Below are 14615 nucleotides of genomic sequence, written 5' to 3' on the forward strand. Positions count from 1 at the left end.
TGGCAACCCACGCATACTCGAATCGAGGCCCCAGCCTCAACAACCCGGCCGAAGACTCATATCGTCTAAGCCGGCTCCCGTACAGGCAGGCGCGGGTGTTGGCGTTGTCGGCGGGGCGGCCGTCCTGGCTTCGGAGTGTCCATCGGTTCTCCTCATTTGAAGGAATCCCGCCCGCCCAACGGGCGGACGGGATTCCACCATGAACCGCCCCCGTCATCGTGGGCGTCAACGCATAAACAGACCGCCTCTATGAGTCAGCATCAGCCGAACTTCCGGCGCGCCATCCACGCGGACTGCCGACTCTACGGAGATCGGATGAGTGCGCTCACATGAAAGAGGCGTAGAGCTTGGCGAGGGCACATCGAGAGAGCGGCCGACGGACACGACAAGCGCCCATAAAACAGACTTTTCTATGTGCTGGGAACCTATGAACCGTTCAAACGGTTCCACTCCCGGCGACCGCGGCAGATGCGATGCGGTCGCCGGGAACGAACCACCGATCTAGCGCTTTCTCGCGACCATGTCGGCGTTCTCGTTGCGAAGGGCACGCGCCTTCTTGTCGGCCTTGTCGAGCCGCTTTTCTTTCAGCGTCTTCGACGCCGGGGTCTTGGTAGTGCTCTTACGAGCGGACTTGTCACCCATCGGACTGGCCTCCATCGAGAGCCACCGTGACCCTGTGATCGGAGCATACGCTCCAAGTAGACGACGTCAGCCCATCCGCTCTGGGCCATCCTGCACAGAAGTTGCGGCAAACGCATCGAAGAGAGTCGCAGAGACTAGCCAGGTGACTGGGACCGGCCGCACCGATTCGAGCAGCAGTGTGAGGGCCGGATCTCGGAACACGAGTTCCGACGTGGCGTCCATCGACCCGTTGTCGCCCACCATGCTCCGCTCTAGCGTCCTGCCTGCGCCTCGAGATCGGCGAGGCAGACGTCGACAACCCACTCCTCGCCCAGTACCGGTACGACCATGTGCTTGGAGAGGCCCGTCGCCGCGCAGAGGTACTGCTTCCCCTCACGGGCTGGCTGCTCGGCGATGGCGCCCCACAGGCGTTCGACGCATTTTCTCCTAACGGGCCGGCCGCGAAGGAAGAAAGTGGACCGACTCAGCGATCTCGAGGACGGCTGACACGCGGTCGAGCTCCTCCTGAGACCGATCTTCTTGAATCTCCGCGAGAGCGGCGGCGTTTTCGCGTCCATCGAGGCTGATATCCCGGATCAGGTCTGCGAGCACGGTCGCGAGCCCGTCGCGGAGTTCCTCAAGGCTTGTGTTGGCGATCTGCAGTCGTCGATCGGACACAGAGAGCTCAACGGTCGGGTAGCCGGCGCGGTCAAGGCGGTCGCTGGTTTCGCGGCTGTGGATCGCGGCGATCTCGAAATGGCTAGGTCTGCGGGTGAGCATCGCGGTGACGGAGTACCGGTCCGGAGCTTCGGGCGTCCCAAGCGCGTCGGGGAGCGTGGTTGCGAGGACGCGCGACAGTCCGAGGTGCCCGTCGTCGGCCGGACGGATAACAGGCACTGAGTTCGTCATGGGCCTCACACTACGCGCGGTGCCGCATGCGCTAACGAGACATAAGGGTTGGGCTTCTCTCGTCGAGAAACGAGCGCCGGCATATCTGGGAGCGCATGCTTCCCGCGTGGGCGGCCGGTGGCTGTCAACCCCCGAGACGACGCAAAGCCGATGACCTGCGGTCACATGGTGGACCGAGACGTGCATCCCCATTGCCCCATCTGCGACTACGAGCTATCGGGCGCCCCACCGAATTGGTGCCCGTACTGCGAACTCGTGTTCATCGGGTAGCGCTCCGAGCACGCTGCGCCTCGGTGACGTCGCGCGGGCTCTCGGCATTCTGCACAGGCTGCGATGTACTACATTGACCTCACAGAGCCGCGACGCCTGGCGCCCGACGAGCCCATGGCCTTTGTGTTCGCCGAATCGCGTCCACCAAAGCTAAATAACATGTGGCATGGCGCGACGCGTTCACCCGCTCCTCCCGCGCCATGCACGGCGTGATCGCATGTTGGTTCCAGAGCGTCGCTGCACACGCAGATGTGAGCGCTCGCATCTTGGGCGCGTACCGTCCGGTCATGACGCAAACAACACGATCCTCGACGTCTGAGTCGACGGAATCGGGTACTGCCTTGGGACTCAGCCATATTCTCACCAGCCTGCTGCCCGCGACCGTCCACACGGATGGCGGCCCGGAGCGTTACATGATCAACGCGGTTTTCACGCGGCGCCCCTCTGGAGGGGAGATCCTCGCGCTGAACGGCCCGGAGGCTCGGGCGTGGCTGGACCGAGCCGGCTACCCCCAGGTCACCACCAGGGTCAGCGATCGGCGGTTGGAGATCGCGAACACGAGCCTTGAAGAGCTGCAAGCCGGGCTTGGTTCCGTCCTGGGCCGCCTCTTGGCCGAGATCAGCGCGTCAGATGCTGCGCGCCTGGAAACTCTGGCTCGGAATCTCGATGGCGCTGAGCAGTATGAAGCGAAGCGGTGGGAGGAAGTCCGCGCCCGTGCGGGCGCCATTCAGTTCGCGGAGTCCGCCGAATCTGCGGCACGGCCGACAGCGACGCCCCTCGGCCTGACCCATATCGTCGCCGGTCTTCTGCCGGCAACGCTCGCTACCGACTCAGGCCCCGGCAGCTACGCGGTAGCCGCCGAGTTCACTCGGCCGCCAACAAGAACCGAGCTCGCGATGATCTCCGGGGCTGCCGCTCGCGATCGCCTTGATGCTGCCGGATACGCCGCGACGAAGTTGGCGGTTCGTGACCGGCTGTTCGAGATCCGAGATACCAGTCTTGATGAACTCGAGAGCGGACTTGCTCGAGTAGTGGGGATGGTCCTGGCGGAGATCACGGAGGCGGCCAGTGCGGCGGACGCGCTCATGGTCGCGGAGGCTGAGAAGCTCGCGGCGGCCGAACGAGAACGCGAGCGCTATGTGGCGCAGGCCGTCGCTGCCGTGCGCTTCGACGCGGTCATCGGCCAGACCGCGGACGGCCCGACCGAGGTCGACGCGTGGGAGGACGAGGGCGGCGGGTTCGATGGACGTCGTTGAGCGGCGAGGAGAACCGCCGGTGTCCTCAGCACAGGCGAATCGACAGGTTCGGCGTGTAGCGTCACAGGTCTACTGAGAGAAGGTCATCATGACCGCTGGAGAAGGCATCAAGCGTGGTGCTGAGGGGACGAAGAACGTCACTGACAAGGTCGTGGACTCTGTCGAGGGTGTCATCAACGGCGCGACTGCGGCGGTAGCCGGTGCGGTCGGCCGGGCGGCAGACAGCGTCCACCGTGCGGCAAGCCACCCGAAGAGCCCGGGAAAGTAGCTCGCAGCTTTCACAGCGTCCCCGCGTTCGCGCCGGGGCGCTTCTTTGTCCTTCACCGCTCCGGCACCGACCATAGCTGCCCCTTCCGCGCCAGCAGGGCGTTCGTTCGCACCGCCGACGCCCTGACGCGTGTGCTCAGGGGGTCAGTCCGTCCGGGATGCCCGTGTGTCGCGCACGAGGTGCGCCGCGCCAGGTGCCGGAGGCGATGTAGCTGATCATCACGTGGATCACCGCAACGGCTGGGACAGCGAAGAGCGCCCCGGGAATGCCGGCGACGATGGAGCCGCCGGCAACGGAGAGCACGACCGCCAGCGGGTGAACCCGCATCCGGATCGGATCTGCACCGTGAGCAGCAGAGCGAGACCACCGACGATGACAAGAACGCCGATCAGGGATACCGCCAACGCCAGCCACTTCGGCCACCGCAGCCGCTGAAAGAACTGCATTGGCGGAGCCACCAACGCGCACACGAGCAGCGCGACCAGGACCGGAATCACGATCTCGCTCAACGCCGCGACGACGTAGACACACACCGTGATCGCCGCAGCCACCACCAGGAACCGCCACGCCCACTGCCCGGCAAGCTGCACACCCGGGGGCAGTCCTCCACCACCCTCTTGGGAATCTCGTCGCGTCCTCATACGGGTCTGCTGAATCGGAGTCATTGCTCAAGTGTGCGTGCCAGGACACGGCCCCCGACCGGGTCGCAGCAGCTCGACGCCGCCTTCGCGGCCCTAGGGCGTGTCTCCTAACCGGTGCTGGGTGCTGGCGGCAGTCTGGGTGCGTGGCGCGTACTCGGGTTTTGTCGGATGCAGCGTGGGAGCGGCTTGAGCCGCTGATCCCGCACGCCTCGCCGAAGGGTGGACGCCCGTTTCGTGATCATCGTCTGGTGGTCGAGGCGATCGTGTGGCGGTTCCGCACGGGCTCGCCGTGGCGGGATCTCCCGGAAGAGTTCGGGCCATGGCAGACAGCGTGGAAGCGGCACCGCCGCTACTCGGGTGACGGCACCTGGGACCGTGTCCTGGCCGCGCTGCTGGCGGATGCGGAGACGGCCGGGGAGATCGACTGGGCTGTCTCAGTGGACTCGACCGTGAACCGCACCCACCAGCACGCGGCCACGTTGCCGCGCCTAAAAAAGGGACCCGTCGAATTACACGAATCTGCTCATCGAGCCCCCTGATCACGCGATCGGCCGCTCCCGCGGCGGGCTGAGCACGAAGATCCACCACCTCGTAGACGGCACCGGGCTTCCCCTGGTCGTCCTTGTGTCGGACGCGGCGAGGCCGGCGATGCACCCATGTTCCCGATTCTGATGAGCCACCTCGAAGTGGGCCGCCACGGACCCGGTCGGCCCCGCACCCGCCCGGACCGGGTGCGCGGCGACAAGGCGTACTCCTCTCGCGCGATCCGGCAGCACCTGCGCGCGCGGGGCATCGCGGCCGTCATCCCGGAGCCATCCGACCAGATCGCCCACCGCAAGCGGCGCGGCTCCCACGGCGGACGCCGCCCCGCCGTTGCCGGGATCTACGCAGTTCCTTCGAAGACAGCTGTGCGCAGCCACGTCCAACTTCTCGGCAGGCCCCGCGCGAACGGTCGCCGTGGACGCGGGCGGCGTGCGCCGGGGGGTTGGGGGAAGCGCGCACCGCCCGCTAGGACCCGGCCGCGATCTTCGGGGTTTCGCGCCCGGGACCCGCCACTGCGGGTGTCACAGACTGCGCCGGAGCGCCTCCTGCATGGTGATGATTGCTCACTTAAACCGCCGATGGTAAAGCCCAGTTCGGGGTACAGCGCCGGAGCGCGTCGTAGGCGGCGGGGAGCACGCTCCGAGGTTCTCCCGATGATTCCCCCGTCGATCAGGGCCTTTTGTTCGTTTTGGGTTCTCTAGAGTCGATGCATGACCCTGTCTGCCCGTGTTCTCGCTGACTCTGTCGTTCGACTCGAGCCGCTTTCGGCTGCGCATGCGGACGCCATGAGGGCGGCTGTCGACGTGGGGAGGGAGAGCTTCGGCTACACGATCGTTCCGACCGTGGAAACCGTCGACGCATACATCGCCGCGCGGCTCGCACAGACCGCAACCGGCACGCATCTCTCGTTCGCGCAATTCGACCAGGCATCCGGCCGGCTCGTCGGTCACACCTCGTTCACGAACGCGCGCGACTGGCCCGGCCGCGCTCAGTTGTTGGCGGTCGAGGTGGGCCACACCTGGCTGGTTCCCGGTGCGCAGGGCACCGCCGTCAATTCGGCTGCGAAGCTGCTGCTGTTCACGCACGCGTTCGAGGCGCTCGGTGTGCTGCGACTCGAATTGAAGACGGATGCCCGCAACGCACGTTCGCGCGCCGGCATCGCCGCCGTCGGCGCGAGCTTCGAGGGCATCCTGCGCAACTGGCAGCCGTCGGCGGTGCCTGGCGAGGAGGATCTGCTGCGGGACACCGCGATGTTCTCGATCACCGCAGCGCAGTGGCCGAACACCAAGTCGGCGCTCGCGGCGCGGGTCGCGGCGAAGATTCGCTGAATCCGTGCCGATCAGCCGCGCGCGAGACGCGAGTGCAGCCGCGCGACAAGCGTCTGCTCGTCAGCATCGACCAGGCGGTAGTCGCGCACGACGGGGCGCCCGCCGACGATGACGTCACGCGGGCGGCGCCCCGGCGCGGCCCAGAGCAGACCGGCAACGGGGTCGTCGACGCCCGCGTCTGCGACGCCGGACACGTCCCAGATGCAGGCGTCGCCTGCCGACCCGTCGCCGAGGTGCCCGAGTTCGGCGCGACCGAGGCCCATTGCCGAGTGCCGTGTCGCCATGCCGAGCACGGTGCGCGCGGGAAGCTGCGGTCCGACGAGCGCCGAGACTTGCATCGCGAGGCGTGCGTCGGCGAGCAGGTGGCCGGCGTCATTGCTTCCACCACCGCTCGTGCCGAGCCCGACGGCGAGGCCCGCGTCGAGCAGCCGTGCGACGGGAGCGATGCCCCAGCCCATCGGCACGTCACAGCCGGGGGCGTGCGTCGCCGTCACGCCGGCTGCGGCGAGCCGCGAGATCTCGCCGTCGGTCACATCGCAGAGGTGCGCGACGGTGACGCCGGGCTCGAGCCAGCCCCACTCCTCGAGCAGGTCGAGCGGGCGCTTCCCGTAGCGGTCGAGCGCGATCGCCGTGTCGACCTGCTCGTTGGCCTGGGTGCGGCGGCGCAATCCGAAGCGGCGGGCGACGGATGCCAGCGCGGCGAAGGTCTCGCGGGAGTCCGAATGCACGCCGGCCGGTCCGACGGCGACCTGCAGCATGCCGCCCGCACTGATCCCCCCGGTCTCGGCGGCGTCGGGTACGAGCGCCGTGACGATCGCCTCGGCGGACTGCGCTGCCCACTCCGGGTCGTCCCTAGCCGACCCGCGCACGAAGACGAGGCGGCCCCCGACGGCGCGCACTGCGACTGCCGTGGCGTGCGCGAGATCGACGGTGTCGGCGATGGAGGCGCCGTGCGGCCAGTTCAGGTGATGGTCGGCGACGGTCGTGACCCCGCAGAGCAGCCCCTCGGCGGCGCCGATCGCGGCCGCCGCCGCGTAGAGCTCCGGATCGTGGCCGGCGCGGTTGTATGCGGCCGCCATCGCGGGCAGCCAGTCGGCCATGGGAACGCCGCGCGTGCCGGGAAGGGTGCGGAATGCGCTCTGCAGCAGGTGGTGGTGCGCGTTGACGAGACCCGGGGTGACGACGCAGCCGGTGGCGTCGATGGTCGTGGCATCCGCTCGCCCGTCGTCGATGAGCAGATCGCCGTCTCGTTCACTGCCGACGTCGATGAGAATGCGCTCGGCACCCGCGATGGTGAGCATGGGCTCGTTCTAGCAAGGGCGTGTAACAGGGATGTGACACGCGATGCATACGCTCGGCGGCATGGACGCAGCGTCGCAGTCGAAGACCCTGATCAGAGGCGGATGGGTGCTCACCTCCGCACCCGCGGGATCGGGGGTGGCCGCGGCGATCCGCGACGGCGCCGTCGTGATCGCGGGTGACCGGATCGTCGCAGTCGGTGACTATCAGGCCCTTCGCGCACAGCACCCCGGTGCTGCGGAGCGCGGCGGCCAATTCGACATCGTCGCTCCCGGTTTCGTGAACGCGCACGGACATTTCAGCGAGGGGCTGATCACCGGGATCGCGTCGCAATACACGCTCTGGGAGTGGCTGCACAACCTGATCACTCCTGTCAACCCGACGATGGACCGTGAGAAGGCCTACCACGGCACGTTGCTGCAGGCGGTGCAGCTGCTGCGCTCAGGCGTGACGACGGCGAACGACATGTTCTGCTCCGACCCGGACCCGTCGGGTCCGATCACCCCTGGGGTGGTCGCGGCGCTCGACGAGATCGGCCTGCGGGGTGTGCTGTCGTTCGGCTCGGGCGACGCCGACCGCGATTTCGAGATGTCCCCGATCATCGACGAGTGGGATGCGCTGAGGGAGTCGGCCGCCGCCAGCAGGTACTCGACCTTCCGTGTCGGGATCGCCGCGCTCGGCCGGACGACGCCGGCGTCCTTCGCCCAGGCGGTCGAGTACGCGGCGGGAGGGGGGCACGGCGTGCACATCCACCTGCACGAGGTGCGCGAGGAGGTCACCGCGACGATGCAGAGCACCGGCAGGACGGCGATCGCGCACTGCGCGCATGAGGGGTTGTTCGATGCTCCGACGCTGGCGGCCCACTGCGTGTGGGTCGACCGCAGCGACCGCGAGATCCTCGCCGCCCACGGCGTCGGAGTCGCTCACAACCCGGTGGCGAACGCGATCCTCGCGAGCGGCGTCGCCCCCGTCGCCGAACTGCGCGCGCTCGGCGTGGATGTCGGCATCGGCGTCGACGGCGCCGCGTCCAACGATGCCCAGGACTTCCTGCAGGCGATGAAGACCGCGCCGCTGCTCGCCCGGATCCGCGACCTGCAGGCGACCGCGATGTCCGCACGCGAGGCGTTCGAACTGGCGACGATCGGGGGTGCCCGGGCATTGCGGATGCAGGACAGCATCGGCTCGCTCGAGCCGGGGAAGAAGGCCGACGTGGTCGTCTTCGACGGCGAATCCCCCACGCTGGCTGTCGTGCACGACCCGTATCAGGCGCTGGTGTTCGTCGCCGGTCCGCGCGAGGTCAAAGACGTCTGGGTGGACGGCAAGCAGAGCGTCGCCGACTTCGACGTCACACGCGTCGATCCGCGTGAGGTCTCGGCCCGGGCTCGCCCGATCGCGGCGAGGCTCGTCGCCGAGGCCGGGCTCGAGCGGCTCTCCGCCTTCACCGGGGCGCCGCTCGCCGCCACGGAGCAGCCGTAGGGCGGTCCTAGAGCTCGAGCACCAGTCGTGGGCAGCCGGGCGCCGCGCGCGACACGCAGATCATCATGGTGCGGTTCTCCGCCTGTTCCTCCGGGCTCAGCACCGAGTCGCGATGGTCGACCTCGCCGGAGACGACGTGCGTCTCGCAGGTTCCGCACGTGCCCTCGCGGCAGGACGACAGCACGAGAACGCCCGCCTCGTCCGCCGTGTCGAGGATCGAGCGGCCGGGTGGCACGGTCAGGGTCATCCCTGAGAACTCCAGCTCCACCTCGAATTCCTCATCGGTCACCGCCGCGTGCGCCTTCGGCGTGAAACGCTCGAGGTGGAGCGCCCCGCTCGGCCACCCGGCAGAGTCGACGGCGGCCTCGACCGCCTCCATGAGCCGGGTGGAGCCGCAGCAGAACACGGAGGCGCCGCTTGGCTCGGCGAGCAGTGCAGGCACATCCATTCGGGTTCCCTCGGAGCCGATGTGGAGGAAGACCTTCGACGGATGCCGGGCGGCGAGCTCCTCGCCGAACGCCATGCCGGCGCGCGAGCGCCCGGCGTAGTGCAGCACCCACTCGGTTCCCGCTGCCTCCGCAGCCGCGATCATCGAGACGATCGGTGTGATGCCGATGCCGCCGGCGATGAAGATCGCGGCCCGGTCCGCGGAGAAGGCGAAGTGATTGCGCGGCGCTCGGGCGCGCAGCAGGTCGCCGATCGCGAGCGAATCGTGGACCAGCGCTGAGCCGCCGCGGCCAGGGTGCTCGCGATAGACGGCCACGCGCCAGCGCCCGTCGTCCTGCGCTCCGATCAGCGAATACTGGCGCTCGAGGCCCGGCGCGAGCAGCAGGTCGATGTGGGCGCCCGGCTGCCACGACGGCAGATCAGCGCCGTCGGTCGAGGCGAGCTCGAGCTGCACGACACCGTCGGCGAGCTGCGCGCGCTCTGCCACGACCACATCGATCTCGGGTTCGACGGCGCTCATCCGCGCGTCCCGACACCTGATGGCGCCTGCTTGACCACGATCATGCGGAATTCGGCTCCGTCTGCCGAGCACCAGCGATGCTGGGTCCCGCCGCGGTAGTAGGCGGAGTCGCCCGGCGCGAGCTCGCTGATTCCTTCCCGCTGCAGATCGAGCAACACGCGACCGGAGAGCACATAGACGAACTCGTCCTCCTGGTGCTCGTAGTACGGCCCGGGGTCGGTGTTGGCGCCGACCCACTCCATGGGCTCGAAGGCGAACGCGCTGGCGCCGTGCACCAGCAGCCGCGCCTCGCCCTGGGAGAACGGACCCCTGGCGCCCTCTGGGGCGCGCATGATGTCGGGTCGCGGGTCGTCGGGGTCGTGCTGATGCGGGTCGCCGGCTGCGAGGAGCTCGACCTGGCTCGTGCCGAGAGCGCGCGCGATGCGCTCAAGCGACACCATGCTCGGGCGGGCGTGCCCCCGCTCCAGCTGGCTCAGGAAGGAGTGGGAGAGCTCTGTCCGCTCGGCGAGTTGGATGAGAGTGAGCTCGCTCGCACGCCGCAGCGCGCGGATCCGCTCGCCGATGCGCAGCGCCTGCTCATCGATCACGCGGGTCAACTCGGTAGTCACAGGACCTCACTTCAGCACGGAATCGACCGACGCAAGGGACGAAGGTCGGCTCTTTACAAAGAGCAACCGCGCTGTAATCCGCGGGAAACGCGGTTTCCCTAGCGTCAACATCATCTTCCCAATGTTGATGACATCAACATTATGCGTGCCCCGGAGGCCGATGTGACCGCAGCACTCCCCCGCCCCGCCCGCCTCCTGCGCGCCGCGACGCTGCCGGACGGCCAGGTCGTCGACGTGGCGATCGAGGGCGGCATCGTGACCGCGGTGGGGGCGACAGGAACCCTCGGCGGCGCGTCCGCTGCGGCGTCCGGCGCCGAGGTCGTCGATCTCACGGGCTATGTGCTCCTCACCGCACCCGCCGAACCGCACGCGCATCTCGACAAGGCGCTGAGCTTCGACCTCATCCAGCCACCGCTCGGCGATCTGGGGTCCGCGATCCAGTCCTGGGTCGCCTACGCGCACGAGATGACGATCGAATCGATCGCCGACCGTGCGCGGACCCAGGCTCTCGCGATGCTCGCCGCCGGGATCACCGCGGTGCGCTCGCATGTCGACGTCCTGAGCTCGCACGGCACGGCGACGAGCGCGGAGGCGGTGCGTGGTGCACGCGCGCTGATCCAGGTGCGCGACGAGCTCGCCGACCTCATGGACATCGAGCTGGTGGCGCTGGCCGGACACCTCTCGCCCGACGCGCACGTCGATGCGGTGCTCGACCTCGGCGTCGACCTCGTCGGCGGCGCGCCGCATCTCGCCGACGACCCAGAGCGCGACCTCGACCGGCTGCTCGCGATCGCCGAGCGCCGCGGGCTCGGGGTGGATCTGCACACCGATGAGAGCCTCGACGGCCCGCTCACCATCGAGCGCTATGCCCGCGCGGTGCGCGACTGGCCGCGCGAGCGCCAGTATTCCGCCGGCCACTGCGTGCGCCTCGGCACGCTGTCGCGCGAGCGGCTCGCCGAGGTGATCGCCGAGGTGAAGGCATCCGATCTCGGGGTCATCTCGCTGCCCATCACCAACCTGTACCTGCAGGGCTGGCAGCACCCGGTCTCCACGCCGCGCGGGCTCACCGCGCTGCGCGAGCTGATCGCGGCAGGCGTGCGTGTGGCGGCCGGCGCCGACAACGTCCGCGACCCGTTCAACCCGGTCGGCCGCTCCGACGCCCTCGAGACGGCGTCGCTCCTGGTCACCGCAGGGCACCTGACGCCGACGGAGGCGTACGCGCTGGTGAGCGACGGCGCGCGCAGCGTGATGGGGCTGCCGGATGCCGGCGCGCGGCCCGGCGCCGCCGCGGAGTTCCTCGCCGTCCGCGGCACCGGGCTCGTCGACGTCATCGCCCGCGCGCCAGAGGACCGCATCGTCATCCATCGCGGCCGAGTCGTCGCGGTCACCGAGGTGACCAGGAACATCGCCGCACCCGCAGCCCGATCGCTCGCAGCGACCGCCTGAGCACCCCCGCCCCGAGAAAGAGGAAACCGTGAGCACAGCCACCCCCGCGCCCGTCATGACGGGCGCGACGCTGCTCGACTTCTCGGACGTCGCCATGACGTTCCCGAACGGCACCGTCGCCCTGCACAGCGTCGACCTGGCGGTCGACCGCGGTGAGTTCGTCTCCGTCGTCGGGCCGTCCGGCTGCGGCAAGTCGACGCTGCTGCGCATCGCCTCGGGCCTCGAGGCGGCAAGTGCCGGCAGCGTCTCGGTCGACGCCGGCCGCATCGGCTACGTCTTCCAGGATGCGACCCTGCTGCCCTGGCGCACCGTCGCCGACAACGTCGAGCTGCTGGCGGAGCTGAACAGGCTGCCCAAGGCGGTCAGGAAGGCGAAGGCGCAGGAGGCGATCGACCTCGTCGGCTTGACGGGCTTCGAGAAGAACCTGCCCAAGCAGCTCTCGGGCGGAATGCGGATGCGCGCCTCCCTCGCACGCTCCCTCACGCTCGACCCCGAGCTGTTCCTGTTCGACGAGCCCTTCGGCGCGCTCGACGAGATCACCCGCGAGCGTCTCAACGACGAGCTGCTGCGGCTGTTCGTCAAGCAGCGCTTCGCGGGCCTGTTCATCACGCACTCGGTGTCGGAGGCCGTCTATCTGTCGACGCGCGTGATCGTCATGTCGGGGCGACCCGGCACGGTCGTACGTCGGTTCGACGTCCCGTTCCCGATGCCGCGCGATCCCGACATCCGTTTCACCCCCGAATTCGCCGAACTCGTCGGCGAGGTCTCGCACGCGCTCAGGGAGGGCCACAAGTGACCGCAACTCTTCAGCAGGTCGCCGAGCGGAAGGCCGAGGTCGCCGTCGCCCGGCTGCGTCGGACGCGTCGGCGGGCGTCCTGGTGGCAGCCGCTCATCGTGCTCGCGATCTTCGTCGCGGGCTGGTACGCGGTGGCGAGTTACTACGACCGCGCCCGCGGCCTCGCGTTCCTCGTTCCGTACCCGCACCTCGTCCTCAAGGCGATGTTCCATGACACGCTTCCGAACGGGACCCCGACGCAGTTCAACAGCGAACTGTGGAGCGCGCTCGGCCGCACCACGCTCGTGACGCTGACCGGGCTCGGCGTCGCGATCCTGATCGGCGTGGTGTGGGCCATGGTGATGGCGCAGGCGAAGGGCCTCGAGCGGGCGCTCTACCCGTATGCGGTGGTGCTGCAGTGCATCCCGATCCTCGCGCTGGTCCCGCTGATCGGCGCGCTGTTCGGCTACGACTTCCTCAGCCGAGTCATCGTCACCGTGATGATCGCGCTGTTCCCCATGGTCTCCAACACGCTGTTCGGGCTGCAGGCGAGCGACAAGGCGCAGCGCGAGCTGTTCCAGCTGCAGGGCGCCGGGCGCCTCACCCGGCTGACCAAGCTGCAGATCCCGGGCGCTCTGCCGTCGATCTTCGTGGGTCTGCGCACCTCGGCCGGCCTCGCCGTCGTCGGCGCGATCGTCGGCGACCAGTTCTTCCAGCGCGGCAACCCAGGGCTCGGCGTGCTCATCCAGGTGACGGCCTCGCGGCTTCAGGGCCCCGAGCTCTACGCGACCATCATCATCGCCTCGCTGCTCGGTGTCGTCGTCTTCCTGCTGTTCGGGCTGATCGGGCGGCTGGCCGTCGGCCGCTGGTTCGACTTCAACTGACCCTCGTTCCTCTTCTCGCACCACAACGCACCGTCACAACCTGCACCACATCACCCCTGCGAAACGGAGCAATCAATGCGCACCAAGAAGCGTCTCGTGATCGCGGCGGCCGTGCTCTCGGCATCCGCCATCACCCTCGTCGGCTGTTCGAGCAGCCCGGCGAGCACCGCGAGCTCGACCGGCAAGGCCGCCCCGGCCGCCGCCTCAGGACCGGCCGTCGACCTCTCCGGCGTCTGCCCGGCGACCGTCGTCGCCCAGACCGACTGGAACCCCGAGGCGGACCACGGGCACCTGTACCAGATGCTCGGGCCGAACCCCACCATCGACGCCGACAAGAAGAGCGTCACCGGCGACCTGTACGCCAACGGGAAGCCGACCGGCGTCAAGCTGGAGATCCGCGCGGGCGGCCCAGCCATCGGCTACTCGACGGTCAGCGCGCAGATGTATCAGGACAAGTCGATCACGATCGGCTACGTCTCGACCGACGAGGCCGTCGAGTTCTCGGGCAGCCTGCCCACCACCGCCGTGTTCGCCGAGAACGACAAGTCGCCCATGATCATCATGTGGGACCCGGCCAAGTACCCCAAGGTCTCCACGATCAAGGACCTCGGCGCAGCGCTCGACAAGGACGGCGGCGTCGTCCGCTACTTCAGCGGCGCCGCCTACATGGACTACCTGACCGAGGCCGGCTACCTGCCGAAGGACACTCTCGACGGCAGCTACGACGGCACCCCGTCGAAGTTCGTTACGGCGCAGGGCAAGGACGCGCAGCAGGGCTTCGCGACGGCCGAGCCGTACATTTACCAGAACGAGGTCCAAGCGTGGGGAAAGCCGGTCAAGTCCCAGCTGATCGCTGACACCGGCTGGTCGCCGTACCCCGAGACGATGTCCGTGCGCACGGGCGATCTGCAGACGCTCACGCCCTGCCTCGAGAAGCTCGTGCCGATCATGCAGCAGGCCGACGTCGACTACCTGAAGAACCCGTCGGCGACGAACGACCTCATCGACAAGCTCGTGCAGTCGTACAACAACGGCTGGACCTATGACGCGAACGTCGGTGCCTTCGCGGTGAAGCAGATGAAGGCGCTCAAGATCGCCACCGACGGCAGCGACGGCTATGTCGGCGACCTCGATGACACCCGCGTCGCGGACTTCCTCAAGGTGGCGACGCCGATCTTCAACGCGACGGGCGGTCACGTGAAGGCAGGCCTGCAGCCGTCCGATCTCTATACCAACCAGTTCCTCGACAAGAAGATCAGCCTCGGCTGGTAATCCGCATCGAATCGGGGGCGGTCGGATTCCCGTCCGGCCGCCCCTACGCACG

General features: G+C 68.5%; 14 protein-coding genes and 1 pseudogene. 9 read left to right on the plus strand and 6 right to left on the minus strand.

The features are described from left to right. Positions 1 to 501 precede the first annotated feature (501 nt). Together D7I44_RS18335 and D7I44_RS16590 are read right to left on the minus strand one after the other, a co-directional pair. The gene (locus D7I44_RS18335; RefSeq protein WP_162940338.1) at positions 502 to 642 is read right to left on the minus strand and encodes a hypothetical protein; all 141 of its coding nucleotides are present in this window, start codon (positions 640 to 642) and stop codon (positions 502 to 504) included. A 426-nt stretch (positions 643 to 1068) separates the two neighbouring features. Continuing rightward, the gene (locus tag D7I44_RS16590) at positions 1069 to 1530 is read right to left on the minus strand and encodes a hypothetical protein (protein ID WP_120790505.1); all 462 of its coding nucleotides are present in this window, start codon (positions 1528 to 1530) and stop codon (positions 1069 to 1071) included. Between the two features lie 557 nt (positions 1531 to 2087). On the opposite strand from D7I44_RS16590, the gene D7I44_RS16595 reads away from it, so the two are divergent. Together D7I44_RS16595 and D7I44_RS16600 are read left to right on the plus strand one after the other, a co-directional pair. After that, the gene (locus D7I44_RS16595) at positions 2088 to 3056 is read left to right on the plus strand and encodes a hypothetical protein (protein WP_162940339.1); all 969 of its coding nucleotides are present in this window, start codon (positions 2088 to 2090) and stop codon (positions 3054 to 3056) included. A gap of 88 nt (positions 3057 to 3144) precedes the next feature. Then, positions 3145 to 3324 (plus strand): hypothetical protein, encoded by a 180-nt coding sequence (locus tag D7I44_RS16600; protein WP_120790507.1) that lies wholly within the window; start codon positions 3145 to 3147, stop codon positions 3322 to 3324. A 135-nt stretch (positions 3325 to 3459) separates the two neighbouring features. Here the strand turns inward: D7I44_RS16600 and D7I44_RS18340 are convergent, their stop codons facing one another. Further along, a complete protein-coding gene (locus D7I44_RS18340) occupies positions 3460 to 3651 on the minus strand; it encodes a hypothetical protein (protein ID WP_162940340.1) in 192 nt (63 codons plus the stop codon). Positions 3652 to 4108: 457 nt separating this feature from the next. Between D7I44_RS18340 and D7I44_RS18610 the strand changes: the two are divergent. Both D7I44_RS18610 and D7I44_RS16615 read left to right on the plus strand, forming a co-directional pair. Next, positions 4109 to 4828 (plus strand): annotated as a pseudogene (locus tag D7I44_RS18610) (IS5 family transposase); the annotation flags it as partial. 390 nt (positions 4829 to 5218) lie between these two features. Further along, the gene (locus D7I44_RS16615) at positions 5219 to 5836 is read left to right on the plus strand and encodes a GNAT family N-acetyltransferase (protein ID WP_120790509.1); all 618 of its coding nucleotides are present in this window, start codon (positions 5219 to 5221) and stop codon (positions 5834 to 5836) included. Between the two features lie 11 nt (positions 5837 to 5847). Here D7I44_RS16615 and D7I44_RS16620 read toward each other — a convergent pair whose 3' ends face one another. Next, entirely contained in the window at positions 5848 to 7137 is a 1290-nt protein-coding gene (locus tag D7I44_RS16620; protein WP_120790510.1) for an amidohydrolase family protein, read from the minus strand. 61 nt (positions 7138 to 7198) lie between these two features. Here D7I44_RS16620 and D7I44_RS16625 point away from each other — a divergent pair, with 61 nt between their 5' ends. Beyond that, positions 7199 to 8611, plus strand: coding sequence for an amidohydrolase family protein (locus D7I44_RS16625; RefSeq protein WP_120791027.1), 1413 nt, complete (start codon positions 7199 to 7201; stop codon positions 8609 to 8611). A gap of 7 nt (positions 8612 to 8618) precedes the next feature. On the opposite strand, the gene D7I44_RS16630 is transcribed toward D7I44_RS16625, so the two are convergent. Beyond that, positions 8619 to 9578, minus strand: coding sequence for a PDR/VanB family oxidoreductase (locus D7I44_RS16630; protein WP_120790511.1), 960 nt, complete (start codon positions 9576 to 9578; stop codon positions 8619 to 8621). Further along, positions 9575 to 10186 (minus strand): helix-turn-helix domain-containing protein, encoded by a 612-nt coding sequence (locus D7I44_RS16635; protein WP_120790512.1) that lies wholly within the window; start codon positions 10184 to 10186, stop codon positions 9575 to 9577. Before D7I44_RS16635 ends, D7I44_RS16630 begins: the two co-directional genes overlap by 4 nt. 162 nt (positions 10187 to 10348) lie before the next feature. Between D7I44_RS16635 and D7I44_RS16640 the strand changes: the two genes are divergently transcribed. From D7I44_RS16640 to D7I44_RS16655, 4 genes are all read left to right on the plus strand, one after another. Next, positions 10349 to 11632 (plus strand): amidohydrolase family protein, encoded by a 1284-nt coding sequence (locus D7I44_RS16640; RefSeq protein WP_120791028.1) that lies wholly within the window; start codon positions 10349 to 10351, stop codon positions 11630 to 11632. A gap of 28 nt (positions 11633 to 11660) precedes the next feature. Next, complete coding sequence (locus D7I44_RS16645; RefSeq protein WP_245979762.1) at positions 11661 to 12428, plus strand: ABC transporter ATP-binding protein; 768 nt, start codon at positions 11661 to 11663, stop codon at positions 12426 to 12428. Then, complete coding sequence (locus tag D7I44_RS16650; protein WP_120790514.1) at positions 12425 to 13291, plus strand: ABC transporter permease; 867 nt, start codon at positions 12425 to 12427, stop codon at positions 13289 to 13291. The genes D7I44_RS16645 and D7I44_RS16650 overlap by 4 nt, the downstream gene beginning before the upstream one ends. 75 nt (positions 13292 to 13366) lie before the next feature. Then, entirely contained in the window at positions 13367 to 14563 is a 1197-nt protein-coding gene (locus D7I44_RS16655; RefSeq protein ID WP_120790515.1) for an ABC transporter substrate-binding protein, read from the plus strand. Positions 14564 to 14615 lie beyond the last annotated feature (52 nt).

It is taken from the genome of Gryllotalpicola protaetiae (genome assembly GCF_003627055.1).
Classification (GTDB): domain Bacteria; phylum Actinomycetota; class Actinomycetes; order Actinomycetales; family Microbacteriaceae; genus Gryllotalpicola; species Gryllotalpicola protaetiae.

Bases quoted from the DNA above. Each gene is read 5' to 3' on its own strand.
- D7I44_RS16615 (WP_120790509.1), top strand. From the start codon at position 5,219: ATGACCCTGTCTGCCCGTGTTCTCGCTGACTCTGTCGTTCGACTCGAG.
- D7I44_RS16620 (WP_120790510.1), bottom strand. From the start codon at position 7,137: ATGCTCACCATCGCGGGTGCCGAGCGCATTCTCATCGACGTCGGCAGT.
- D7I44_RS16600 (WP_120790507.1), top strand. From the start codon at position 3,145: ATGACCGCTGGAGAAGGCATCAAGCGTGGTGCTGAGGGGACGAAGAAC.
- D7I44_RS16655 (WP_120790515.1), top strand. From the start codon at position 13,367: ATGCGCACCAAGAAGCGTCTCGTGATCGCGGCGGCCGTGCTCTCGGCA.
- D7I44_RS16625 (WP_120791027.1), top strand. From the start codon at position 7,199: ATGGACGCAGCGTCGCAGTCGAAGACCCTGATCAGAGGCGGATGGGTG.
- D7I44_RS18335 (WP_162940338.1), bottom strand. From the start codon at position 642: ATGGGTGACAAGTCCGCTCGTAAGAGCACTACCAAGACCCCGGCGTCG.
- D7I44_RS16590 (WP_120790505.1), bottom strand. From the start codon at position 1,530: ATGACGAACTCAGTGCCTGTTATCCGTCCGGCCGACGACGGGCACCTC.
- D7I44_RS16630 (WP_120790511.1), bottom strand. From the start codon at position 9,578: ATGAGCGCCGTCGAACCCGAGATCGATGTGGTCGTGGCAGAGCGCGCG.
- D7I44_RS18340 (WP_162940340.1), bottom strand. From the start codon at position 3,651: ATGCGGGTTCACCCGCTGGCGGTCGTGCTCTCCGTTGCCGGCGGCTCC.
- D7I44_RS16595 (WP_162940339.1), top strand. From the start codon at position 2,088: ATGACGCAAACAACACGATCCTCGACGTCTGAGTCGACGGAATCGGGT.